Source organism: Sneathiella sp. D3-11, from assembly GCF_055809395.1.
In genome coordinates, this window is sequence record NZ_CM147911.1 from 1,068,881 (window position 1) to 1,092,005 (window position 23,125).

16 protein-coding genes and 3 pseudogenes are annotated in these 23,125 nt (G+C 53.8%); 14 read left to right on the top strand and 5 right to left on the bottom strand.

Going from position 1 to position 23,125, the window contains the following annotated elements:
- The 3 genes and pseudogenes from cobN to AC0L73_RS05645 all read left to right on the top strand — a co-directional run bounded on the left by cobN (nt 1) and on the right by AC0L73_RS05645 (nt 5,833).
- Nucleotides 1-3,740 (top strand): annotated as a pseudogene (gene cobN / locus AC0L73_RS05635) (cobaltochelatase subunit CobN).
- Complete coding sequence (cobO, locus tag AC0L73_RS05640) at nt 3,737-4,369, top strand: cob(I)yrinic acid a,c-diamide adenosyltransferase (RefSeq protein WP_227949475.1); 633 nt, start codon at nt 3,737-3,739, stop codon at nt 4,367-4,369. Before cobN ends, cobO begins: the two are co-directional and overlap by 4 nt.
- Nucleotides 4,369-5,833 (top strand): annotated as a pseudogene (locus AC0L73_RS05645) (cobyric acid synthase). Before cobO ends, AC0L73_RS05645 begins: the two are co-directional and overlap by 1 nt.
- On the opposite strand, the gene cbiB reads toward AC0L73_RS05645, so the two are convergent.
- Nucleotides 5,826-6,893, bottom strand: coding sequence for an adenosylcobinamide-phosphate synthase CbiB (gene cbiB, locus AC0L73_RS05650; RefSeq protein WP_473655082.1), 1,068 nt, complete (start codon nt 6,891-6,893; stop codon nt 5,826-5,828). The pseudogene AC0L73_RS05645 and the gene cbiB sit on opposite strands and share 8 nt — an antisense overlap.
- 58 nt (nt 6,894-6,951) lie before the next feature.
- On the opposite strand from cbiB, the gene AC0L73_RS05655 reads away from it, so the two are divergent.
- Genes AC0L73_RS05655 through cobM form a run of 6 tightly spaced genes read left to right on the top strand, consistent with a single transcriptional unit; the run spans nt 6,952 to nt 13,106 of the window.
- Entirely contained in the window at nt 6,952-7,977 is a 1,026-nt protein-coding gene (locus AC0L73_RS05655; protein ID WP_473655083.1) for a sirohydrochlorin chelatase, read from the top strand.
- Between the two features lie 4 nt (nt 7,978-7,981).
- On the top strand, nt 7,982-8,617 hold the full coding sequence (locus AC0L73_RS05660) for a precorrin-8X methylmutase (protein ID WP_473655084.1): 636 nt from the start codon (nt 7,982-7,984) through the stop codon (nt 8,615-8,617).
- Nucleotides 8,614-9,819 (top strand): precorrin-6y C5,15-methyltransferase (decarboxylating) subunit CbiE, encoded by a 1,206-nt coding sequence (gene cbiE, locus AC0L73_RS05665; protein ID WP_473655085.1) that lies wholly within the window; start codon nt 8,614-8,616, stop codon nt 9,817-9,819. Before AC0L73_RS05660 ends, cbiE begins: the two co-directional genes overlap by 4 nt.
- Nucleotides 9,816-10,520, top strand: a complete 705-nt coding sequence (gene cobI / locus AC0L73_RS05670) for a precorrin-2 C(20)-methyltransferase (RefSeq protein ID WP_473655086.1) — start codon at nt 9,816-9,818, stop codon at nt 10,518-10,520. Before cbiE ends, cobI begins: the two co-directional genes overlap by 4 nt.
- Complete coding sequence (gene cobJ, locus AC0L73_RS05675) at nt 10,511-12,481, top strand: precorrin-3B C(17)-methyltransferase (RefSeq protein ID WP_473655087.1); 1,971 nt, start codon at nt 10,511-10,513, stop codon at nt 12,479-12,481. The genes cobI and cobJ overlap by 10 nt, the downstream gene beginning before the upstream one ends.
- Nucleotides 12,393-13,106, top strand: coding sequence for a precorrin-4 C(11)-methyltransferase (gene cobM / locus AC0L73_RS05680; protein WP_473655416.1), 714 nt, complete (start codon nt 12,393-12,395; stop codon nt 13,104-13,106). Before cobJ ends, cobM begins: the two co-directional genes overlap by 89 nt.
- A 9-nt stretch (nt 13,107-13,115) precedes the next feature.
- On the opposite strand, the gene AC0L73_RS05685 is transcribed toward cobM, so the two are convergent.
- Both AC0L73_RS05685 and AC0L73_RS05690 read right to left on the bottom strand, forming a co-directional pair.
- Nucleotides 13,116-13,856, bottom strand: coding sequence for a cobalt-precorrin-6A reductase (locus tag AC0L73_RS05685; protein ID WP_473655088.1), 741 nt, complete (start codon nt 13,854-13,856; stop codon nt 13,116-13,118).
- Nucleotides 13,849-14,934, bottom strand: a complete 1,086-nt coding sequence (locus AC0L73_RS05690; protein ID WP_473655089.1) for a cobalt-precorrin-5B (C(1))-methyltransferase — start codon at nt 14,932-14,934, stop codon at nt 13,849-13,851. Before AC0L73_RS05690 ends, AC0L73_RS05685 begins: the two co-directional genes overlap by 8 nt.
- Before the next feature lie 69 nt (nt 14,935-15,003).
- Here AC0L73_RS05690 and cobA point away from each other — a divergent pair, with 69 nt between their 5' ends.
- From cobA to cobS, 5 genes and pseudogenes are all read left to right on the top strand, one after another.
- Nucleotides 15,004-15,804 carry a uroporphyrinogen-III C-methyltransferase gene (cobA, locus tag AC0L73_RS05695; protein WP_473655090.1) on the top strand — a complete coding sequence of 267 codons (801 nt, stop codon included), beginning with the start codon at nt 15,004-15,006 and terminating at the stop codon, nt 15,802-15,804.
- A gap of 1 nt (nt 15,805) precedes the next feature.
- Nucleotides 15,806-16,591: pseudogene (locus AC0L73_RS05700) on the top strand (cobyrinate a,c-diamide synthase); the annotation flags it as partial.
- Nucleotides 16,592-16,602: 11 nt separating this feature from the next.
- Entirely contained in the window at nt 16,603-17,121 is a 519-nt protein-coding gene (locus AC0L73_RS05705; protein WP_473655417.1) for a hypothetical protein, read from the top strand.
- Nucleotide 17,122: 1 nt separating this feature from the next.
- On the top strand, nt 17,123-17,635 hold the full coding sequence (gene cobU, locus AC0L73_RS05710; protein WP_227949447.1) for a bifunctional adenosylcobinamide kinase/adenosylcobinamide-phosphate guanylyltransferase: 513 nt from the start codon (nt 17,123-17,125) through the stop codon (nt 17,633-17,635).
- Nucleotides 17,636-17,641: 6 nt separating this feature from the next.
- Nucleotides 17,642-18,430, top strand: coding sequence for an adenosylcobinamide-GDP ribazoletransferase (cobS, locus tag AC0L73_RS05715; RefSeq protein ID WP_227949444.1), 789 nt, complete (start codon nt 17,642-17,644; stop codon nt 18,428-18,430).
- Nucleotides 18,431-18,443: 13 nt separating this feature from the next.
- On the opposite strand, the gene hrpB is transcribed toward cobS, so the two are convergent.
- Entirely contained in the window at nt 18,444-20,963 is a 2,520-nt protein-coding gene (gene hrpB / locus AC0L73_RS05720) for an ATP-dependent helicase HrpB (protein ID WP_473655091.1), read from the bottom strand.
- Nucleotides 20,960-23,083 carry an efflux RND transporter permease subunit gene (locus AC0L73_RS05725; protein ID WP_473655092.1) on the bottom strand — a complete coding sequence of 708 codons (2,124 nt, stop codon included), beginning with the start codon at nt 23,081-23,083 and terminating at the stop codon, nt 20,960-20,962. Before AC0L73_RS05725 ends, hrpB begins: the two co-directional genes overlap by 4 nt.
- Nucleotides 23,084-23,125 lie beyond the last annotated feature (42 nt).

Sequence of the window (23,125 nt, forward strand, 5' to 3'; positions counted from 1 at the left end):
ATGCATCTTCTGGCGGCCATACCCGGCGGCATTGCTGATGGATCGGAAGCGGTTGATCTCGAACAGGTGCCGGGTGATATCATTTTTCTGTCCGCGGCGGATACGGAGCTGTCCAGCCTGGCACTGAGCCAGAAGACGCGTGAACGCGCGCCATCCCTTCGGCTTGCCAATACGATGCAGCTGTCCCACAATCTTTCCGTCGATATCTATGTTGAGGATATGATTGCCAACGCAAAGCTGGTGGTTGTCCGCCTGTTGGGCGGAATCGGCTACTGGCCCTATGCGGTGGAAAAAATCACCGAATGCTGTCGCGCAAAAGGAATTATGCTTGCTTTCCTGCCGGGGGATGATCAACCGGATGAAGAACTCGCCGCCCTCAATACCGTTCCGCATGGGACAGCCCATCGGCTCTGGCGGTATCTTGTTGAAGGCGGTGAAGAGAATTACTCAGGTTTTCTGGATTATAGTGCGTATCTACTGGATCATGAAACCGATTGGCGCGAACCCAAGCCGCTGTTAAAGGCTGGATTGTACTGGCCGAATGAGACACAACTGAGCATGGCGGATATTCGGCGGCACTGGAAGGAAGATACTCCAGTTACCGGCATTATTTTTTACCGTGCGCTGTATCAGGCGAATAATCTAGCCCCGGTGGATGCCCTGATCGAAGCCCTTTCAAGCCGTGGACTAAACCCGCTTCCCATTTTCGTCTCCAGCCTGAAGGATCCAGTTTCGGCGGAGATTATCGAACATCTACTGGCCGAAGCACCGCCGTCTGTGTTGTTGAATGCCACTGGCTTCGCTATTTCCAGCCCCGGCGGAGCGAGAAAATCCACTCCCTTTGACGCCGCTGATTGCCCAATTCTGCAGGTGATTTTTTCTGGCGGCAATGAAGACCATTGGAAGGAAGGTGTCACCGGCCTTTCCTCCCGCGATATAGCCATGAATGTCGCCTTACCCGAAGTAGATGGACGAATTCTCTCGCGTGCCGTTTCGTTTAAGGCCGACGGTGGATATGACGAGGCGACCCAAACGAATATTATCACCTATAAACCTGTGCAGGACCGAGTGGATTTCGTTGCCGATCTTGCGGCAAACTGGACGCGGCTGCGCAACACGCAGCGGACGAACCGGAAAATCGCACTGATCCTTGCGAACTATCCCAACAAGAACGGCCGGATCGGAAATGGCGTTGGCCTTGATACGCCCGCGAGTTCCATCGAAGTCCTGAATGCGTTGCAATCCGAAGGATACTCGGTCTCAAGCATTCCCGAGAATGGGAATGCCCTGATAAAGGGTTTGCTGGACGGGCCGACGAATGACCGAGACAAGAAGGCAAAAGGGAAAACGGCATTGCCTATCCCCTCTCCCGCTATTGCGAATACTTCAGGACCTTACCAGAAAAGCTGCAAAACGAAATCATCGAAAGATGGGGCGACCCGGAAAGTGATCCGTTCATCGAAGGGGAGCAGTTTCTCCTCGCAGCCCGTCGACTCGGCAATGTGATCGTCGGCATCCAGCCCGCACGCGGCTATAATATCGACCCGACAGCGAGCTATCATGACCCGGACCTCGTTCCCCCGCACGGATATCTCGCCTTCTATGCCTGGCTTCGAGAGGAAGAACAGGTTCACGCCGTTGTCCATATGGGGAAACACGGCAACTTGGAATGGCTGCCGGGCAAATCCGTTGCGCTTTCCCGTGAGTGCTACCCCGAGGCTGTTTTTGGCCCGACAGTGCATCTCTATCCCTTCATCGTGAATGATCCTGGCGAGGGAACGCAGGCGAAGCGTCGCGCCAGTGCCGTCATTATCGACCATTTGACGCCGCCCATGACCCGTGCGGAAAGCTATGGCCCGCTTGCTGATCTGGAACGACTTGTCGATGAATATTATGAAGCCGCCGGCGTCGATCCCCGGCGCATCGTCCTGCTGCGGGAGCAAATTCTTGAACTGACAGAGATGTCGGGCATCAATATTGACTGTGGAATTGCTCCTGACGAGCCAGAAGATGAACGACTTACCAAGCTCGATAATTATCTGTGCGAATTGAAGGAGCTGCAAATCCGCGATGGCCTTCATATTTTCGGAAAATCTCCGTCCGGTCGACAGCTCACCGATCTGCTGGTCGCGCTCCTACGCATTCCACGCGGAGATGGCGACGGCGCGAATGCCTCCCTTATCCGCAGCATCGCGCTGGATCTTAATTTGCTGGAGGATTTCGATCCTCTCGATTGCGAGATGGGCGCAGAATGGGATGGCGCCCGCCCTGAAGCTCTAGACTTTGAGGGAACCTGGCGATCCAACGGCGATACTGTGGAACGGATCGAACAGCTTGCCGCCGCTCTTGTATCTGGCGAGACGTCTCCCGAAGAAGGTTGGCATCGGACAAAGACGGTGCTGAATGGCCTTGAGAATCATCTGCGGCCGACCGTCGAAACCAGCGGCAAGGCGGAGTTAGCCGGCCTTCTTAAAGGGTTGAACGGACAGTTTGTTGAGCCCGGACCTTCCGGTGCGCCCACGCGTGGCCGGAATGATGTGCTTCCGACGGGGAAAAACTTCTATTCCGTCGATAGTCGCGCAGTCCCGACCCCGACAGCCTGGTTGCTGGGCTGGAAGTCCGCAGGACTTCTTGTTGATCGCTTTCGGCAGGAAAATGGTGCATGGCCAAAGACGATGATCCTAAGTGCATGGGGTACGTCCAACATGAGAACCGGCGGGGATGATATTGCTCAGGCTCTTGCACTGATGGGCGTTCGACCAACATGGGATAAGGCATCCAACAGGGTCACTGGATTTGAGATCATGTCCGCGGAGTTGCTGGATCGACCCCGCGTTGACGTAACGCTGCGCATTTCCGGCTTTTTCCGCGATGCCTTCCCGCAGCAGATGGCACTTTTTGATAGTGCCGTTAGGGCCGTCGCTGCATTGGATGAAGACGAAAAAACCAACCCCCTCGCCGCGCATGTCCGTGCTGATAAAGATAAACTCGTGAAAGCGGGCATTTCCGAAGAAATTGCTGAAAAGCGAGCGGGCTATCGCCTTTTTGGCAGTAAGCCGGGCGCCTATGGTGCAGGATTACAGGCTTTAATCGATGAAAAAGGCTGGACGGACTCCGGTGATCTTGCGCGCGCATATATCGCCTGGGGTGGTTATGCCTATGGTGCTGGCGAAGAAGGTAAGGCAGAGCAATCCTTGTTCGAACAGCGGCTCGGCAATGTTGAGGCCGTTATCCATAACCAAGACAATCGTGAGCATGACTTGCTGGACAGTGACGATTATTATCAGTTTGAAGGTGGTGTAACGGCCGCCGTCCGGCATATCAAGGGCACGCAACCGACTGTCTATCATAATGACCATTCACGTCCTGAAAGCCCGAAAATCAGGACACTGGAGGAAGAAGTGGGCCGCGTCGTCCGGGCCCGCGCCGCCAATCCGAAATGGATCGAGGGCGTGATGCGCCACGGCTACAAGGGTGCGTTCGAAATGGCCGCCACCGTCGACTATCTTTTCGCGTTCGCCGCCACGGCACAGGCCGTAAAGGATCATCATTTTGATGCGGTTTTTGACGCCTATCTGGCGGACGGACGGGTCCGTGACTTCCTGAAAGAGAATAACCCTGACGCCCTGAGCGAAATGGCTGACCGGTTTCAGGAAGCGCTTGACCGCGACCTTTGGCGTCCCCGACGCAACACTATTCACGATGACCTTGCAATGCTGAAACGGGAGGGAACCCGATGACCACCAAGCTGACCCCGGAAGAAATCGCCCGCGCCAATGAAAAGGCGGCAAAGAAAAAAGCAGCTCGCGACAAGATGCTGGCAAAAAAAACAATTGAGAAAGGCCTGCTGATTGTTCATACCGGCAAAGGCAAGGGCAAGTCGACGGCGGCCTTCGGGCTCGCCGCGCGCGCGATCGGTAACGATATGAAAGTCGGCGTCGTGCAATATGTGAAGGGAAAATGGGAAACGGGAGAGCGCAAAGTTCTGGAAGCTTTTCCTGACCAGATCGAAATTCACACCATGGGCGAAGGGTTTACCTGGGAAACCCAGGACCGGGAGCGAGACATCCGCGCCGCCGAGAATGCGTGGAAGAAATCGAAAGAAATGATCGAGGCGAGCCGCGGGGACAATCCCGCCTATGATATGGTGATCCTTGATGAACTAAATATCGTGCTCCGATACGATAGCCTCCCGCTTGGTGAAGTGATCGAGTTCCTTAAGAACAAGCCGGAAAAATTGCATGTTGTCGTTACGGGGCGGAACGCCAAGGACGAGCTGATCAAGATTGCTGATCTCGTAACCGAGATGACGCAGATCAAGCATCCCTTCCGCTCGGGCGTCAAGGCACAGGTCGGGATCGAATTCTAATGACAGCCACCCTCATGCTGCAAGGAACGGGTTCGGATGTTGGCAAGTCTTTGCTTGTCGCTGGCCTCGCCCGTGCCTACAGCAATCGAGGGATGAAAGTCATGCCGTTCAAGCCGCAGAACATGTCGAACAATGCGGCCGTCACGATTGAAGGGGGCGAAATTGGACGCGCGCAGGCACTTCAGGCGCAGGCCGCAAGAACACCCCTTCTCAATGACATGAACCCGGTGCTTTTGAAGCCACAGAGCGATATCGGCGCACAGGTGATTGTGCAGGGGAAAATGTACGGCACGGCGGTCGCCCGCGATTATCAAAAGATGAAACCGGAGCTGCTCTCGAAGGTGCTGGAAAGCTTCCACCGGATCGGGGAGGGCGCTGACTTGGTGCTTGTTGAAGGCGCAGGCAGCCCCGCGGAAGTCAATCTCCGCGCCAATGACATCGCCAATATGGGGTTTGCCGAAGCCGCCGATATACCGGTTGCTCTGATCGGGGATATCGACCGGGGTGGCGTTATCGCGCAGATTGTCGGCACGCACATGCTGCTCTCACCGTCGGAGCAACGGAGAACAAAAGGCTACCTTATCAACAAGTTTCGCGGCGATATTTCTCTCTTTGATGACGGACTTAGCATTATGAGTGAGAAGACTGGTCTTAAAAGCTTCGGTGTGCTCCCTTTCTTCCCCGAGGCTCATTACTTGCCACCGGAAGATGCCTTCGCGATCACATCGCAGGCCCCGCGTGAGGGCACGGTCAATATTGCTGTCCCTGTCTTTTCACGCATCGCCAATTTCGATGATCTTGTTCCGTTGCTTGCGGAGCCCGGCGTAACGGTTCATATGGTGCGGCACTGGCAGTGCCATTCCCGCCGGAATGGATGTAATTTTGCTACCCGGCTCAAAAGCCACGCTGGCCGATATGGATTTCATACGATCTCAAGGATGGGATATCGATATACAGGCCCATGTCAGACAGGATGGAACGGTCATTGGTCTTTGTGCGGGTTATCAGATGCTGGGCCGAAAGCTCTCTGATCCGGACGGCATTGAGGGACCTGCGCGAACCATCGACGGACTTGGTCTTCTCGATTTCGAAACCATCCTCACGGCGGAAAAGAAACTGATAGAGGAGGATGGATCGGAGCATCTGACTGGCACCAAGATACGCGGGTATCATATGCATGTGGGCCGAAGTACTGGCCCGGCTCTCGATCGACCATTTGTTACGCTTGCCTCTGGCTCAGACGGAGCAATTTCAGCGAATAGCCGAATTATGGGGGGCTATTTACACGGGTTGTTCGCGAGCGATGAGTTTCGATATAATTTTATTAACCGGTTTAAGTTTCGAAATGAAAAAATTGATAACTTTGAATATCTTGTGGAGAGTACTTTAGATAAACTTGCAAGTCATATGGAGCATAATTTGGACCTAAACGGCCTGCTGGAGGTTGCAAATGGGATCAGTTAAAGCTGTATATGACAAGTGCGAGGCCAAGAAGCAGCGCCATAGTCAAACCGCCCGCCACCCGGTAGAGCATGAGCGCGCGCAAGATATGTTCCGGCCCAGCATCACGCGCGCCGTTCTCGTTCATCCAACGGTCTGGAACTTCAACTCCACCATAAACTCGCGGACCAGCAAGAGTGATACCGAGAGCTCCCGCCATAGCTGCCTCCGGCCAACCCGCGTTAAAACTGCGGTGATAGCGCGCGTCGTTGAATATGGCTCGAAGGGCGACCTTCGCGTTCGCCCCTTTCACCAGACAGGCCGCGACAACAATCAAGAGCGCGGTCAATCGCGCTGGAATATAATTCGCGGCATCATCGATCCGCGCTGCAGCTTTACCAAAATATTCATATCGCTCGTTGCGATGCCCAATCATGCTATCGAGGGTATTGATGGCCTTATAGGCACAAAGCCCGGGAAGTCCCAACAAGACAAACCAAAAGAGAGGTGCAACCGTGCCGTCGGAAAAATTCTCCGAGAGCGATTCGATAGCTGCGCGCGAAACGGCGCTCTCATCCAGACCTTCTGGATCGCGCCCGACGACATGGGAGATCGCCCCTCGTCCCTCGTCAAGGCTGACATCCAGACCAATCATCACATCCTGAACATGAGTGTAAAGGCTCCGCCATGCGATCAAACTGCTCGCCAATATTGCCAGCAAGATCATCCCAGCGGCAAAGCTCTGGCAAAGTATCGCGACGACATATCCAGCTACGGTCGCAATACCAATGATGGCTACACAGGTTTGCACACCGGCCAGAAACTGCTGCCAGTCGCTGTTTCCGGATTTGTTGGTATTCTTCTCCAACATTGCGGTCAGGTTGCCCAGCAAAACAACCGGATGCGGTATAGTTCGGTAAAGCCACTTCGGGTCCCCCGCCAGCGCATCGATAATCAGCGCCAACAGGATAATCAACGGTGGTGTGAAAAAAGCAGAGCTAGACGTGAACAGTATGTTGGACATCGACGCAACATGATATGGGCTTGCAGGCACGTCAATCCTGAAGTTGTTGACCCCGGACAAGGCTGCCCCCTAAAACTAACCACGGCGCAGTACATACGCGCAGAAACTGGAGCTTGATATGACGGAAAAATATGGCGTGATGGTCTGCGGCCACGGTAGCCGCGACAAGGGAGCGGTTAGTGAGTTTGCTTCCGTTGCGGAAGGAATTGCCGCACGCCTGCCCCAGTACCATGTTGAATCGGGCTTCCTTGAATTTGCCACACCCATCATTCGTGATGGTCTGGATAGGCTCCGGGAGAGTGGCCATAATCATATCCTTGCCGTTCCGGGCATGCTATTTGCCGCCGGACATGCTAAGAATGATATCCCCTCCGTCCTAAATCGGTATGCTACCGAGCACGGCGGTCTGACGATTTCCTACGGGCGGGAACTTGGCATCGATCCAAAAATGATCCGCGCGGCGGGAGAGCGCATTAAGGAGGCGCTTGCAAGCGCCCAGGATAACGTGCCACTGCATGAAACCATGCTGGTCGTCGTCGGGCGTGGTGCGTCGGACCCGGACGCCAACTCCAACGTCACGAAGGTTATGCGCCTCCTGTGGGAAGGGCTTGGTTTTGGCTGGGGAGAGACGGTGTATTCGGGCGTCACCTTCCCGCTGGTGGAGCCGGGGTTGGAGCATGCAGCTCGGCTTGGCTATAAGCGGATCGTTGTGTTTCCTTATTTCCTCTTTACCGGTGTTCTCGTCAATCAGATCTACGACTATACGGATAAGGTTGCCGCGGCCCATCCGGACATCGAATTCATCAAGGCTCCCTATCTCAATGATCATCCGCTTGTGCTCGACTGTTTCGCAGACCGGGTTGAGGAAATTCTAAACGGGCAAAACAACATGAACTGTGGCATGTGCAAGTATCGTGAACAGGCCCTCGGGTTTGAGGATGAAGTCGGTCTAAAACAGGAAAGCCACCACCATCATGTGGAAGGGATTGGCACTGGCGATCATAGCCATGATCACAAGCATGACCATAGTCATCAACATGAGCATCATGGACATGGCGACCATGCGCATGATCATGCGCATCATCCCTATCCCCACGCCGATCACCCGTTGGGGCCGGTTAGTATGAAGAAGAGCGGCAACTGACGCCATGTATGACTATTTGCGCGATCCGGCGGCAATCTATGAGGAATCCTTCGCGGCAATAAAGCGCGAAGCTGATTTCTCTGGCATGAGTGCCGACATGCAGACGGTGGCTACGCGCATAATTCACGCCTGCGGTATGCCGGAGATTTTACCGGACCTTGCCTATCACCCCGATATCGCCAGCGCGGCTGTTTCGGCGCTTCGGGAGGGTGCCCCAATATTTTGTGACTGCGAAATGGTGACCCATGGCATTATTCGCCGGTTCTTGCCCGCTGGAAATGAGGTTATTTGCAGTTTGAATAACCCGAATACACCGCAAATGGCCGCAAAGAGAAAGACAACCCGGTCTGCCGCGGCGGTTGATCTCTGGCTTGACCGGATTGAGAACGCTGTGGCTGTCTTTGGCAATGCGCCGACGGCGCTTTTCCACCTCCTTGAGCAAATAGAGAATGGGGCACCGAAACCCGCCGCTATTCTTGCTTTTCCTGTAGGTTTTGTGGGTGCTGCAGAGTCAAAGCAGGCCTTGGTAGAGAGCCATCTCGGCGTTCCTTTTATTACCTTACGCGGCCGAAAAGGCGGAAGCGCAATGGCCGCTGCCGCCCTAAATGCTTTTGCCAGTCTCGCTCAGGAGCGCATATGACAGCTTGGCTCAGCATTGTCGGAATTGGTGAAGACGGGGTGGAAAATATTTCTCCCGCAGCACGGCGCGCAATTGAGCAAGCCGCCCTGCTGGTCGGCGGAGATCGACACCTCGCCATGCTTCCCGATGACAGACGGGAGCGAAAAACTTGGCCAAGCCCGCTTATGATACTAGTAGAAGAAATCATGGCGCGGCGTGGGGACAATATCTGCATTCTCGCAACGGGCAATCCCATGCATTACGGCATCGGCGTGACCTTTGCGAAAAGACTGCCGGCGGAGGAGCTGGCAATATTCCCTGCCCTCTCCGCGTTCAGCCTCGCCGCTGCCCGTCTTGGTTGGGATCTATCCCGAACCGAACAGATCACTCTCCATGGCCGACCGCTGGAACTACTCATCCCCTATCTTGCGCCAAACAGTCGAATTCTTGCCCTTTCCGATAACGGCAAGACACCATCCGATGTCGCTCTTCTTCTCAAATCATTTGGCATGGAAAAAACGGAGATGTCCGTACTGGAGCATATGGGCGGCGCTGCGGAAAAAATCCATCATGGAACCGCCCAAGACTTCGGCACCCAAACCTTTCGCGATCTGAACACGATCGCCCTTCAATGCCCTTCTGATGCAGCCGCGCAACTCTATTCAAAAACCCCCGGCCTTCCCGACAATGCGTTCGATCATGATGGCCAAATCACAAAGCAGGAAATCCGCGCCGCAACGCTATCCGCCCTTGCGCCGTTTCCGGGAGAGCTTCTCTGGGACGTTGGTGCCGGCTCAGGCTCCATCGCCATAGAATGGGTGCGGTGCCACCCGGCGAACCGCGCATTTGCAATCGAGCCCCGGGAAGATCGCCAATCCCTGATCGAGGCAAACTGCCGGAAACTGGGCGTGCCGCAGGTGAAACTGATCAAGGGAACAGCGCCAGACGCCCTATCTAAACTCAGCGCTCCGGACGCAATCTTTGTCGGTGGCGGCCTCAGCCATGAAGGCGTTTTCGACTCTTGCTGGTCGTCCCTCAAACAGGGCGGCCGATTGGTATGCAATGCCGTCACCATTGAAGGCGAACAACACCTCTTTGAAATCCATAACCGCTTCGGCGGGACATTGACACGGCATAACATTTCACGTGCGGAAAAAATTGGTAGGTTCACAAGCTGGAAACCCTTCCGCCAGGTAACCCAAATACGATTGGTAAAAGAATGACAGGCACCCTCTACGGTCTCGGGATCGGCCCGGGCGATCCGGACCTTATCACCCTGAAAGCGCTTAAGCTGCTGCAGGCAACGAAAGTGCTTGCCTATCCGGCGCTTGAAGATGGTGACAGCCTTGCCCGGGCGATCATAGCGCCGCACTTGACGGAGCCGAAAACAGAAATTGCCGTGCGCATCCCAATGACTGTCGAACGTGCCCCCGCGCAGGCCGCATATGATGATGCGGCCGAAGAGCTGGGCAAGTATCTTGCAAAAGGAGAGGACGTCGTCGTCCTTTGTGAGGGGGATCCCTTTTTTTATGGCTCCTTCATGTATCTATTTGGACGAATTGCCGAGAAATATCCAGTCGAAGTGGTTCCGGGTGTCTCCTCCCTAACCGCTTGCGCGACAGCGCTGCAATCGCCTCTTTCGGCACGGAATGATATCCTGACCGTGCTGCCCGCACCGCTCTCTTCCGAAGTATTGCGGGACCGGCTCCGCGAAACCGACAGTGCCGCAATCATGAAGGTTGGCCGCCATTTCGCCCGTGTCCGTGATATAATCTTCGAACTTGGACTTGCGGAAAATGCTCGGTATATCGAGCGAGCAACAATGGAGACAGAGAAAATCCTACCCCTCTCCGATGTACCTGAGAACGCCGCCCCTTATTTCTCAATGATCCTTATTCACAAGCGGGGACAGGCATGGAAATGACACCCCCAATTGCCGTCATCCTCCTGAATGAAAGTGGCCGGGAGACAGCGGCACGAATTCAAAAATCCTATCCGGAAGCCCTCATACATGGACTTGCCGGGAGGACGGAGGAAACCGACTTAACTTTCACACAAACGGCGTCCCATTTGCAGGAACTATTTCGCGCAGGCACACCTATAGTTGGTATTTGCGCCGCCGCCATTCTAATCCGATGCCTCGCCCCAATCCTGCGGAACAAGCTGACCGAGCCACTGGTAGTTGCTATCGCAGATGATGGAAGCAATATCGTGCCACTTCTCGGCGGTCATCACGGCGCCAACGGATTGGCCCGGGAAATAGCGGAGAAGCTGAATGCCCATGCGGCAATCACGACGGCCAGTGATATTCATTTCAACATCGCATTGGACGCACCGCCAAGTGACCTCACCCTTGCCAACCCGCAACATGTTAAGGAGTTTATGGCGCAGATCCTGAGCGGCGAAAAAATACGATTGGAAGGCGTCCATGGCTGGTTAAGCACATCCAACCTGCCCTTTGCCGAGGATGGGACGCTGACGATTGAAATCACCCACAAAGCCGGAAATGGAAGTAGCGAGAAGCTCTATTACCACCCGAAAAGACTGGCCATCGGCGTAGGCTGCGAGAGAAACACCCCGCCCGCCGATCTGATTGAACTGGTGAAAGAGACACTCTCTACTTCGGAGATAAGTCCACTTGCCGTGGGCGCCGTCTGTTCGATTGACCTGAAATCAGACGAACCCGCCGTACATGCAGTAGCTGCTCATTTTGGGTTGCAGGCACGTTTTTTCACGGCCGCAAAGTTGGCTGAGGAAACCCCTCGCCTTGCAACGCCGTCGGACGTCGTCTTCAAGGAAGTCGGCTGTTATGGCGTGAGCGAGGGCGCCGCGCTTGCCGCGGCCGGACCGGAAGGAAGTCTGATCATCCCAAAAGAAAAGTCACAAAGAGCGACGTGCGCTGTCGCGCTATCCCCGGCATTCATCGACGCAACCAACATAGGACGAATGCAAGGCAAGCTTTCTGTCATCGGAATTGGACCGGGGCAGAAACCCTGGCGCACACCGGAGGCAAGCCGTCTGATTGAAGAAGCAACCGATCTTGTCGCTTATGGCCTCTATCTTGACCTTTTGGGACATAGTATCGATGGCAAGCGGCGCCATGACTTTGGTCTCGGAGAAGAGGAAAAGCGTGTTCGCGCGGCACTTGATCTCGCCGCGGAAGGGAAAAATGTCGCCCTCATTTCTTCCGGCGATATCGGCATCTATGCCATGGCAACCCTCGTTTTTGAACTTATCGACCGAGAAGAAAATTCAGAATGGAACCGCCTTGATATTGAGGTTACGCCCGGTATTTCTGCATTGCAAGCGGCTGCGGCACGGGCCGGAGCGCCGCTTGGACATGATTTTTGCACAATCTCGCTATCCGACCTGCTCACCCCGCGGGAGGTGATTGAAAAGCGAATTACGGCCGCCGCGGAAGGCGATTTCGTCATTTCATTTTATAACCCCGTTTCCATGAAAAGACGGACACAGCTTCATGCCGCGAAGAAAATTCTGCTTCAGCATCGTCCCATGAATACACCCGTAATTATTGCACGCAATCTGGGCCGGGAAACGGAAGATGTCTCATTCGCAACCTTAAGCGATCTTGATCCAGAGAGGATTGATATGCTCACGCTCGTCATGGTTGGCTCCAGCGAGAGCCGCATTACTACCACGAATTCGGCAACAAAAAGCTGGGTTTACACCCCCGCGGATATAGCGGAAAATCAGCAGATAAACAGGCGAAAACAGGAACAGATACATGACCGTTCATTTTATTGGCGCCGGACCGGGAGCTGCGGACCTCATTACCTTGCGTGGTCGCGATTTGATTGCGAGTTGCCCGGTCTGCCTTTACGCAGGATCGCTCGTGCCGGAGGAAATCCTGACCCATGCTCCTGATAACGCGCATATCATTGATACTGCCCCCCTCACCCTTGACGAGATCATCGATGAAATGATCAAGGCGAACGACCATGGGCTCGATATTGCGCGCGTGCATTCGGGCGACCCCAGTCTGTACGGTGCAATTGGCGAACAGATGCGCCGCCTTGATGACCTCGAAATCGAATACACGATCACACCCGGCGTGCCTGCTTTTGCAGCCGCGGCTGCTGCCCTAAAAACTGAATTTACCCTGCCCGAAGTAAGTCAAACTGTTATCCTGACCCGCACGTCCATGAAGGCAACGGCCATGCCAAATCGGGAGGATTTGGCGACCCTTGGGAAGTCCGGCGCCACACTTGCCATTCATCTTTCTGTTCGAAATCTCCGTAATGTGACGGCGGAACTTATTCCTCATTATGGAGAGGATTGTCCGGTCGCTGTAGTCTTCCGAGCAAGCTGGCCGGATGAGCAAATCATTCGCGGGACACTTGCGGATATCCAAGGGAAAGTCCGCACCTCAAAAATCACCCGCACCGCCCTGATCATTGTCGGTCGCGTGCTGGAGGCAAAGGGTTATCGGGACAGCGCCCTCTATCATGCGGATCATGTGCATGTCCTTCGGCCGAAACGAAAAGCATAAAATTTCGGCCTATAAACCAACCGCAGTAAGTAGCGCACCCATATCCGAAAAACTGGTGCAATCAGGCAAGACCGGACGTGCTATCATGGTAACGGGTATATTGAGTTCCCGAGCGGCCGCAATTTTCGCGTAGGTCGCTGTGCCGCCGCTATTTTTGCTGATAATCAGATCGATCCGATATTCGCAAAGCAATCTGACTTCATCTTCTTTCGAAAATGGCCCTCGTGTCCGGATGAATTTTACTTCGCTTTGCTGCGGCGCAAACTCAGCCTTTTCAATGCTTCGTACCAGAAAGAATTTACCCGTAATTCCCTCAAACGGTAAGAGTTCTTGACGCCCAACTGTGAGAAAAATTCGATTGAAATCGCACGCCTTCTTTGCGGCCCCCTCTACGCTGGAAACAGAAATCCAACAATCTCCCGGCTCCTGTTTCCATTCAGGGCGTTGAAACCGTAGATAGGCGATACCGCATTCCGCACATGCAGCGCAGGCATTCTGGGTGATTTTTCCAGCAAACGGATGGCTCGCATCAATGACAAGTTCAATTTGATTGTCGGCGATGAAGTTTATTAACCCCTCTTCTCCGCCGAACCCGCCGACAACCGTTTTTCCGGACAGCAACGTCGGATTGCGCGTACGTCCAGCAAGGGAGGTGATCAAGTCAACGTCGGACCTTCCCGCTAGGGTTTCGTTTAGTTCGACTGCTTCGCTCGTCCCGCCAAGGAGGAGAATTTTCTTATTCTTAGTCATCACTCCGGCCCACCAAATTTCCGGATCGATCAAAAATAAGTACATTTAGGATAATACCATCACCCACAATCTCCGACGCAACTTCTCGCGCCTTTTGTGCGACATAATCCGCTAAAGGGAGACCCGTTGCCTCGGCGGATTGAAGGACCTGCATCGCCGTATTTGCCTTTGCAGTCATAGCAACTAAATCCGCATCCGCTCCGAGGGTCGCCAATTGATTGGCCAACCAGCTAAAATCAACATGGCTACGCCCAGAATGAAGATCCATATGCCCCAACGCAAGCTTGGTAATCTTGGCAAATCCGCCGGCAATTGTGAGGCGTGGCACAGGATGCTTTCTAAGGTATTTCAACACACCGCCCGCGAAATCTCCCATATCCAGCAAAGCGGCTTCCGGCAGATCATAAATCGCCGCCACGGCCTTTTCGGATGTTGACCCCGTGCTTGCAGCTAGATGAGCGAGGTTATTCGCCCGCGCAACGTCAATGCCACGGTGGATTGACGCAATCCAGGAAGCGCAGGAATAGGGCACGACAATACCGGTCGTCCCCAGAATTGAGAGGCCACCAACAATGCCAAGGCGCCTGTTCATTGTGTGACGCGCGAGTTCCTCGCCATTCTCAACACTGATCTCGATATCAATATCCTGTGGTTCCTTAAAACTACCGGCTACCTCGGCAACGACCTCCTGCATCATCTGTCGCGGCACGGGATTAATCGCCGCGTTACCAACGGAAATGGGCAACCCGTCCTTTGTGACAGTCCCTACACCGTTACCCGCAAGGAAACGAATACCTGCACCGGCCTTACCTCGCCTGACGGTCGAAATAATCCGCGCAAGATGAGTAACATCCGGATCATCGCCCGCATCTTTAATGACGCTGACGCGAACAAAGTCCTGGCCTTTTTCCTCTGTTGCCAAGGCAAAAGCAGGATTCTGACCGCGTGGCAGGGTAATTGTCACCGGGTCCGGAAAGGCGCCACCAAATAACGCCGTCAATGCCGCCTTCGTTGCGGCGGTTGCGCAAGCGCCAGTGGTCCATCCATATCGCAGTTCCTTTGCGGATTTCTCTGTCATAGTTACATTTATAGGCCCCGGCCTCACTGATGGCTAGGCGTCTTGAGAATAGATGTGTAAAAGAAGGTTATGGAAGAAATTTTGAGTAAACTACCCGCGTTCGATCCGGGATCCGTCTGGCTGGTTGGCGCCGGTCCCGGTGACGCGGGACTGCTAACTTTGTACGGCTATGAAGCGTTACGGCAAGCGGACGTACTGGTTTATGATGCGCTGGTCGGTCAGGACATTCTTAGCCTGACCGGGCCAGATACTATTCTCGAATATGCCGGCAAGCGCGGCGGCAAGCCTTCGCCGAAACAGACGGATATCACAGAGCGGCTGATCGCCCTCGCCCGTGAAGGGAAAAAAGTGCTTCGCCTCAAGGGTGGAGACCCTTACATCTTTGGCCGTGGCGGTGAAGAAGCATTAATGCTCGCTGCCCACAATATCCCTTTTCGGGTCATTCCTGGCATTTCCTCAGGTGTTGGCGGTCTGGCCTATGCGGGCATTCCCCTCACCCATCGGGAAACCAATTCTGCCGTTACCTTCCTGACCGGCCATGACGCGAGTGGCGAAGTGCCGAACGTCGATTGGGAGCATATTGCCAAGGGCTCGCCGGTAATTGTTATCTATATGGGACTGAAACATATCGCGACGATCACAGAACGATTAATCGGCTTTGGCCGCCCGAAAGAAGAGCCCGTCGCGGTCATCTTCAAGGCTACAACGGAAGAACAGGAAGTTATTGTATCGACGCTGGAGAACGCCGCAATAGATGTCGAGAAAAGTGGCCTGAAGCCTCCGGCCCTAATTGTTGTCGGGGAAGTTGTGAACCTTCGACCGCATCTTGACTGGTACAGCCGCTATTCCGCTGGAATTGACGGGATCTGACATGGCATCCGCGAATGCCCCTACTCTGATTATTGCTGCGCCCGCGTCTGGCTCAGGGAAAACGACAATCACGCTGGCTCTGCTGCGGGCATTCCGCCGAAAGGGCATCGACATAGGCTCCTTCAAAATCGGTCCAGATTATATCGACCCGGTATTTCATAGCTATGCGAGCGGCAATCCCTGTCTCAATCTCGATCCTTGGGCAATGCGACCGGAAAGCCAAAACACCATTCTAGAGCACGTCAGGCGAAACAAAGACCTAGTTATCGGCGAAGGCGTGATGGGGCTGTTCGATGGCGCGCGGGACGGGACAGGCTCAACGGCTGATGTTGCAGCCGATTGGCAAATTCCGCTCATTCTTGTGGTGGACGCCAAAGGTCAAGGGGCGAGCGTTATGGCCCTCCTGCAAGGCTTTGAAAACCATAGGGAGGATACCTCTCTCGCAGGTGTGATTTTCAACAAAGTCGGCGGGCCGGGCCACGTCGATCTTCTCAAAAGTGCCGCGGCAGATGCAGGTATTCCGGCACTTGGATTTATACCAAAATCAGAGAGCCTTACACTCAATCATCGACATCTGGGGCTGGTGCAGGCTCGCGAGAAACCGGACCTTGAGGTATTTCTGGAAACGGCCGCAGATATTGTTGAAACCAACTGCGATCTGATATTTTTGCGAAAAATCGCAAAACCGAATGCGCCAATGAAAGAAACCCCAAATTCGTTCATTCCACCACTGGCACAGCGGATCGCCATAGCCGAGGACGATGCCTTTGCATTTACGTATCCACATATTCTTGCAGGATGGCAACAATCTGGAGCGGAAATTACTTTTTCTCTCCCCTTGCAGATGAGGCGCCGGATCAAACCTCCGACGCTGTCTTTTTACCCGGCGGATATCCAGAGCTCTATGGTGACACTCTTGCCGCATCTGAAACATTCAAGGCGGGTGTCCGCGCCATTGCGTCGAAAAACAAACCGGTATATGGCGAATGCGGGGGCTTTATGGTCCTCGGCGAAGAGCTCACTGACAGGCAAGGTGCGGGCCACAAGATGCTGGGGTTGCTACCCATTGAAACAACTTTCGCGGAACCGAAACTCTATCTCGGATATCGCAATGCGCGCCTCACGTCAAAGTGCATTCTTGGGAATTCAAATGACGCTTTAGCGGCCCATGAATTCCATTATGCAACGCTTACCAAATCAGGAGAAGTGCCGCCCCTGTTCAACATATCAGACGCAACGGGCAAAGACCTTGGGTCCGCTGGAGCAGTGGTCGGGTCTGTTGCCGGATCATTCATTCATCTAATTGATCGGAGGTAAAATGGGCGGCAAAATCACTCTTGTCCTTGGTGGTGCTCGATCCGGCAAAAGCCGTTGTGCAGAAAATCTGGCGATTGAAAGCGGTTTGTCCCGCCTTTATTTGGCGACGGCCCAAGCCTTTGATAGCGAAATGGAAAACCGTATTGCCCGCCACCAGGAAGACCGGGGAAGCGGTTGGAAAACAGTTGAAGAACCCCTTGATCTGTCAGGTGCAATAATTACTCATTCTGCGAAGGGGCGGATCATTCTAGTGGATTGTCTTACCCTCTGGCTCAGTAATCTGATGGCAAGTAACCGACCCATTAAAGAAGAGTTCGAACAACTGATTGATACGATAAAGGCCCTTCCGGGACCGCTAGTCCTTGTCTCGAACGAAGTCGGTCAAGGCATCGTTCCCGATAATGCGTTATCGCGGGCCTTTCGGGATCATGCGGGTCGGCTTCATCAACAGATAGCGGAAATCGCCGATGAGGTATATTTTATAACCGCCGGGCTTCCACAGAAACTTAAATAGGCTGACATGACCGATCCTCAATCCAAAAACCATATGGCTTACAAAGGCGGCTGGGTGCAGGACTTCATGGTGGCGCTTGTCTTTCTGACACGCCTGCCAATCCAGCCGGGGTTTACCTTTGACGTGTCCGCCCTTAAGACCGCCTGTCGGGCCTTCGCACTGATCGGCTTGATTGTTGGAGGTGTATCAGGAACAGTTTATATCCTTGCTGCGTATTTGGGATTGCCTCTCTATGTCTCTGCTATCCTCGCGGTGGGCGCACAGATCATCGTCACTGGCGCATTGCATGAAGATGCGATCGGAGACGTTGCGGATGGTTTCGGCGGCGGAGCAGATAAAGAGAAAAAGCTGGCGATCATGCGGGACAGTCGCGTCGGCACCTATGCCGTTGTGGCTCTTATCCTTTTTATCGGCCTGAAAATTGCTGTTCTTGGCGGCATGCCCGATCCGCTCTTTGGCTTTTCCTTATTAATAGTGGCCGCTGCGCTTAGTCGGGGTCTGATGACATGGGCACTTTATCTTATGCCCGCCGCGCGAGAGGATGGGCTTGGACATGGCGTAGGAAGGCCAGATATGAAGGCACCGCTGGTCAGCACAATTATCTGTATCCTTATTGCTATTTTTATTCTCGGGCCGCAACTCGGAGCTATTGCCCTCATGGCCGGGATTATCGGTGCCAGCTTGATGGGTATGATAGCAAAACGCCAGATCGGTGGGCAAACAGGAGATGTAGTGGGTGCCATTCAGCAGGTGGCGGAAATCTTTATATTGATCGCCTGCCTCGCGGCCATCTGATCAGAATATCAAACTATGCTTTGCGCGGCTTTGCGCGATGGGTTGCTTCGGCCTGCATCGGATCATCGGGCCAGTAGTGTTTAGGATATCGGCCTTTCAAATCCTTTTTCACCTCCAAATAGGTTTTTTGCCAGAAGCTTGCCAGATCCTGCGTAATCTGAACCGGCCGTCGCGCTGGGGACAGTAAATGAACGGACACCGCAACACGTCCCTCCGCCAGCTTTGGAACATCGCTCAGGCCAAAAACCTCCTGCAGGCGCACGGCAAGAACCGGCGTATCTGGATTCGAATAATCAAGGCGAATATCAGAGCCGCTCGGCACCCTGATCGTTGCGGGGGCGAAATTTTCCAGATGCGTCAGCTGTTCCCAGCTTAAATAGTTTTTGAGTATCTCCAGCAGGTTTAACTGCTTTATATCTGCAAGGGATGTTAGCCCGGCAAGATAGGGTAAGAGCCATATATCTAGCGTTTCCTCCAGCTCCTCTGGGGATAAATCCGGCCAGCCGCCCTCCGGATCATGATGCCGTGCGAAATTGACACGGTCGATAAAGGATTTGCTTTCAGAACTCCACGGGAGGACCTTCAACCCCCTTCCAAGTATGGCATTCAGTAGAGCCGTAGATATTTCTTCCGGCGCAGGATTCTTGATACGCTGGCTTTCCAACATCAAAGCCCCTAGCTTTCGCTCTTCAACGGCGATAACCCGCTCTTTCTTTTCGTCCCAGTAAACCCGGCGCACGGATACAATCTGATCCGCGAGATTGTCCTCGATTTCCTCGGACGTAATCGGCGCGGCAAGATCAACTCGCGCATCTCTTCCCCTCCCATCCAACTCAGCGATGACTATGTAGGGCTCTCCTTTAAGACTGTCATTCTCTGCGAGGCGCGCGCCGCGCCCTCCGCTAAGGCGATATTGCACTTCACTCCCCTCTCGCAATTCACCAATGCGGTCAGGATAGGCGAAAGCAAGCAATTGTCCGGCAAGTCCGATTTCTCTTCCAGCATCTTTGATAGAAAGTCTTCGGGTCAGATCCTTACTCACGCGCAAAACCTGCTGAGAAGAACCAAAACTTCCTTTTTTTGCATTGCCTCTCCTTACCTCTTCGAGAATTTCCAGACGCGCGCGAATGTCGGAATTAGGGAATTCACGATCACGCTGCATAATATCTCTTTCCGAAAGGAGTGCCGCGATATCGGCAGCGAGAGCCTCAGCGTTAATATCCTGAGCGCACAAAAGCATGCCGGCAAGCCGAGGGTGGAGTGGTAACTTAACGATTTCCTGCCCCAGTGCAGTGATCTTCCCCTCCTCATCAAGGGCACCAAGTGCACGAAGCAGATCCTGACCCTGCGCCCAAGGCCCGGGCGGCGGAGCATCCATCCAATATAGCTCCGTAACGTCCTTTACACCCCAATTAGCAAGCTCCAGAACAAGTGAGCTCAAATCCGCATTCATGATCTCGGGGGAGGTAAAATCAATCAGCCCCCGATCCTCCGCCGCCGTCCAGAGGCGATAGCATATTCCCGGTCCCAACCGGCCGGCACGACCCCGGCGCTGATCCGCCGATGCGCGGCTGACGCGCCGGGTTACCAGCGCCGTCATTCCGCTATTTGGATCAAACATGGGATTACGGGCCAAACCCGCGTCGATAACAATTTTCACCCCTTCAATAGTGAGGCTTGTTTCCGTAATATCCGTCGATAGAACTATTTTTCGTCTTCCCTCCGGGTCAGGCTGAATGGCTCGGTCCTGTTCCCGGGCGGGCAAATTGCCATAAAGCGGCATAACCAGCGAGTCTTTCAGCTTGGCTGATCCTGCTAACAACTTCTCTGTTCGTTTGATCTCCCCAGCGCCGGGCAGGAAGACAAGAATATCGCCTTCATCTTGCTGCGTTGCATCTTCAATGACCGCCGCTACAGTTTGCTCAACTCGTTTGGTAGAAGGCCGCTCCAAAAACCTTGTTTCAACCGGAAACTGACGGCCTTCGCTCTTGATCACAGGTGCGCCACTCAAGGCATTGGATAGACGCTCACCTTCAATCGTGGCGGACATCAAGAGTAACTTCAGATCGTCGCGCAAAACTTCCTGAACCTGTCGCGCCAGAGCGAGACCCAGATCAGTCTGCAGGCTGCGTTCATGGAACTCATCGAAAATAATCAGCCCAACGCCCGCGAGTTCCGGATCAGATTGCAGGCGCCGGGTCAATATCCCTTCCGTCACCACCTCGATCCGTGTCTGGTGGCTGACCTTGCTATCGAGTCGCACGCGATAACCAACCGTCTTCCCAACGTCTTCACCTAGAAGGTCCGCCATTCGGCGCGCCGCTGCGCGGGCCGCGAGACGGCGCGGTTCCAGCATGATAACTTTTTGACTGCCGACTAATCCCTTTTGCAGCAAATAGAGCGGCACCAGCGTCGTCTTACCCGCACCGGGCGCAGCCTCCAGAATGGCCGACGGAGAATTTTCCAACGCCGATGCGACATCCTCCAGAATATCGACAACCGGCAAACCGGTTTTTGTAAAATCAATGCTCATTCAACTCTCGTTCCTCTAGTGAGAAATCTCGCCAACAATGGGAAAAGAGTGAGAGTTGCCGCCCCTGCGAAAAGAGCGCCCAAAACAATCTCGCCGCCGAACCGAACGGTCGGCGGAAAAGCTGAGATTGAAAAGATCAGGAAACCAATCGCAATGATACCGCTGGACGTCACAATGCCCACTGATTGTTCCTGTAGTGCTCGCGTGATCGCCGCCGCACCTTTTCCGGGAAACCCATCTCGCCGAAGTGCCAAGGCCAGATGGATCAACGCATCCACAGCAATGCCGAAGCAGACACTAACTGCGGGAGCGGAAATAACATCCACCGGCACGTTAAACCAACCCGCGCTGCCCAGCACTGTCAAGGGGATGAGCGCGGCCGTCAGGATCATCGCGAGCGCCACCTGCCAACTCCGGCTAACTATCCAGGCAATCAGCCCAAACAACAAAAGCAACATGGATGTTCCGGTAATAAGGCTCCGCGTCACAAGATCGGAGAGGCGTCCCTGTAGTGCATAGACCCCTCCGGTCAAGGCCGATTCAAACCCCGCCGCCGCAACAATTTCCTGAAGACGCTGTGTAACCGTATTGCGAGACTCGTTCCGTGACGTTTCTTTCATTCTAAGTAGATATAATGTCTGGTTCCGGTCATCATTCAGGAAATTATCCGCTACGTTATCATTAATGCCAAGGGACAAAAGGCTCACGATTTCCCGCCATGGCAGCAAAAAGGCCAACGGATGTGAGTTGGCCTCCGCCAATAGCGCCGGAAGGGAAATGACAGTGCCGACATTTTTCTCCGCCAGCAAGTCGTTATGCAAGTTCCACATGGCCTCATAACCTGCTTCGGTGTCGAGCCTGCCGCCATCTTTCAGACGAACAACGAGCTTCAGCGGACTACTCCCCCCGTTTCGATCAACAAAAGCCAACCCTTCAAAAAGGTCGGAATCTTTCTCAAAATAGTTTAGAAGGCTCGGATCGGTATTCAACCGAAAAAGACCCGGCACAGAGGCAACTGCAATCAATATCAAACAGGCGCCAATTCCGTATCGAATGACAACTATTGGTTTTCTATTTGCAATGTCGCTCGCAGCATGTTTTTCCGTCGATCGCCTGACCGCGAAGAGTAAGAATGCGGGATAGATCAGATAGCAACACAGAAGCGCCGCAAAAGAGCCAACGATGCCCCCAGCTCCAAGCTGGCTCAATGGCTCCGCTGCTACATTGAGGAGGGCGGCAAAGCCCAGAAGCGTCGTCACCATACACCAGAAGGACGCACGGAAAGTCTGCGAAACGGCATACCTTACTGCATCAAGCTCCCCCAGATCACTTACTTGCCGCCAATTAGCCGTCAAATAAATCGCCTGGGACTGAACCAGCACAAAAACAATAATGGCGAGATTTGCCGTCAGAATACCGATGGACTGACCGAGCAATTGCAAGATCAACAGAGTCAGAAATATAGCAGTAATACCGCTCACACAGCCCCCCAGCGCAATCACCGGTGAGCGGAAAACGATCAACAGGATGAAGACAAAAATAACTAGTGATGCTGTGCTGAAAACTTGCAGATCATATATCAAGCTTCGACGTATTTGCTCGACAATGTAGGGCATCCCGGACAAACGAATATGAAACGCGTCTCCGTCGTTGAAGAGCGCTGATGCTGCCTCAATCTCGCCAATCAGACCATTAGGGGAATTTGTACCGACAAAGGCAATAATCAATGTAGCACTGTTATCTTCGCCGATTAGAAGCGGTCGCCAAAAGGGGCTTTCGCTTGCCGCCTTGACGTCCTCTGGGCCTGTGGCAACGCTTATCAGGCGAGTTATTCCATGGATCTTGGCAAGATCCTCCGACAAATTTATTAGCCGCGCATAATATCGAGGAGAAAAAATATCTCGTCCAGCAACGCTGATAATCAGGAATTCATCAGAAGGAAAGAGATCATGAATGGCTGCAGACTGAGCAAGCTCTGGATCATTTGAGCTAAAGAAGAAATCTGGCGACACCTCGGGGCGCAGATCAACGAACCGCAAAAACAGTACTGTGATCAAGATCATTCCCAGCACACACGTCGCCATCAGGCGAACTTTCTGCGGCTTGAAAAAAGAACTCATGGGCAGACCAATGCTCCTGTGGCAGTATGGGTAACTATTCTG

Excerpts from the sequence above, each read along its gene's own strand:
- AC0L73_RS05725 (WP_473655092.1), bottom strand. The coding sequence starts at position 23,083 with ATGAGTTCTTTTTTCAAGCCGCAGAAAGTTCGCCTGATGGCGACGTGT.
- AC0L73_RS05655 (WP_473655083.1), top strand. The coding sequence starts at position 6,952 with ATGACGGAAAAATATGGCGTGATGGTCTGCGGCCACGGTAGCCGCGAC.
- AC0L73_RS05660 (WP_473655084.1), top strand. The coding sequence starts at position 7,982 with ATGTATGACTATTTGCGCGATCCGGCGGCAATCTATGAGGAATCCTTC.
- AC0L73_RS05685 (WP_473655088.1), bottom strand. The coding sequence starts at position 13,856 with ATGACTAAGAATAAGAAAATTCTCCTCCTTGGCGGGACGAGCGAAGCA.
- cbiE (WP_473655085.1), top strand. The coding sequence starts at position 8,614 with ATGACAGCTTGGCTCAGCATTGTCGGAATTGGTGAAGACGGGGTGGAA.
- cobI (WP_473655086.1), top strand. The coding sequence starts at position 9,816 with ATGACAGGCACCCTCTACGGTCTCGGGATCGGCCCGGGCGATCCGGAC.
- AC0L73_RS05705 (WP_473655417.1), top strand. The coding sequence starts at position 16,603 with ATGGCAACAATCTGGAGCGGAAATTACTTTTTCTCTCCCCTTGCAGAT.
- cobS (WP_227949444.1), top strand. The coding sequence starts at position 17,642 with ATGACCGATCCTCAATCCAAAAACCATATGGCTTACAAAGGCGGCTGG.
- cobO (WP_227949475.1), top strand. The coding sequence starts at position 3,737 with ATGACCACCAAGCTGACCCCGGAAGAAATCGCCCGCGCCAATGAAAAG.
- cobA (WP_473655090.1), top strand. The coding sequence starts at position 15,004 with ATGGAAGAAATTTTGAGTAAACTACCCGCGTTCGATCCGGGATCCGTC.
- AC0L73_RS05690 (WP_473655089.1), bottom strand. The coding sequence starts at position 14,934 with ATGACAGAGAAATCCGCAAAGGAACTGCGATATGGATGGACCACTGGC.
- hrpB (WP_473655091.1), bottom strand. The coding sequence starts at position 20,963 with ATGAGCATTGATTTTACAAAAACCGGTTTGCCGGTTGTCGATATTCTG.
- cobJ (WP_473655087.1), top strand. The coding sequence starts at position 10,511 with ATGGAAATGACACCCCCAATTGCCGTCATCCTCCTGAATGAAAGTGGC.
- cobU (WP_227949447.1), top strand. The coding sequence starts at position 17,123 with ATGGGCGGCAAAATCACTCTTGTCCTTGGTGGTGCTCGATCCGGCAAA.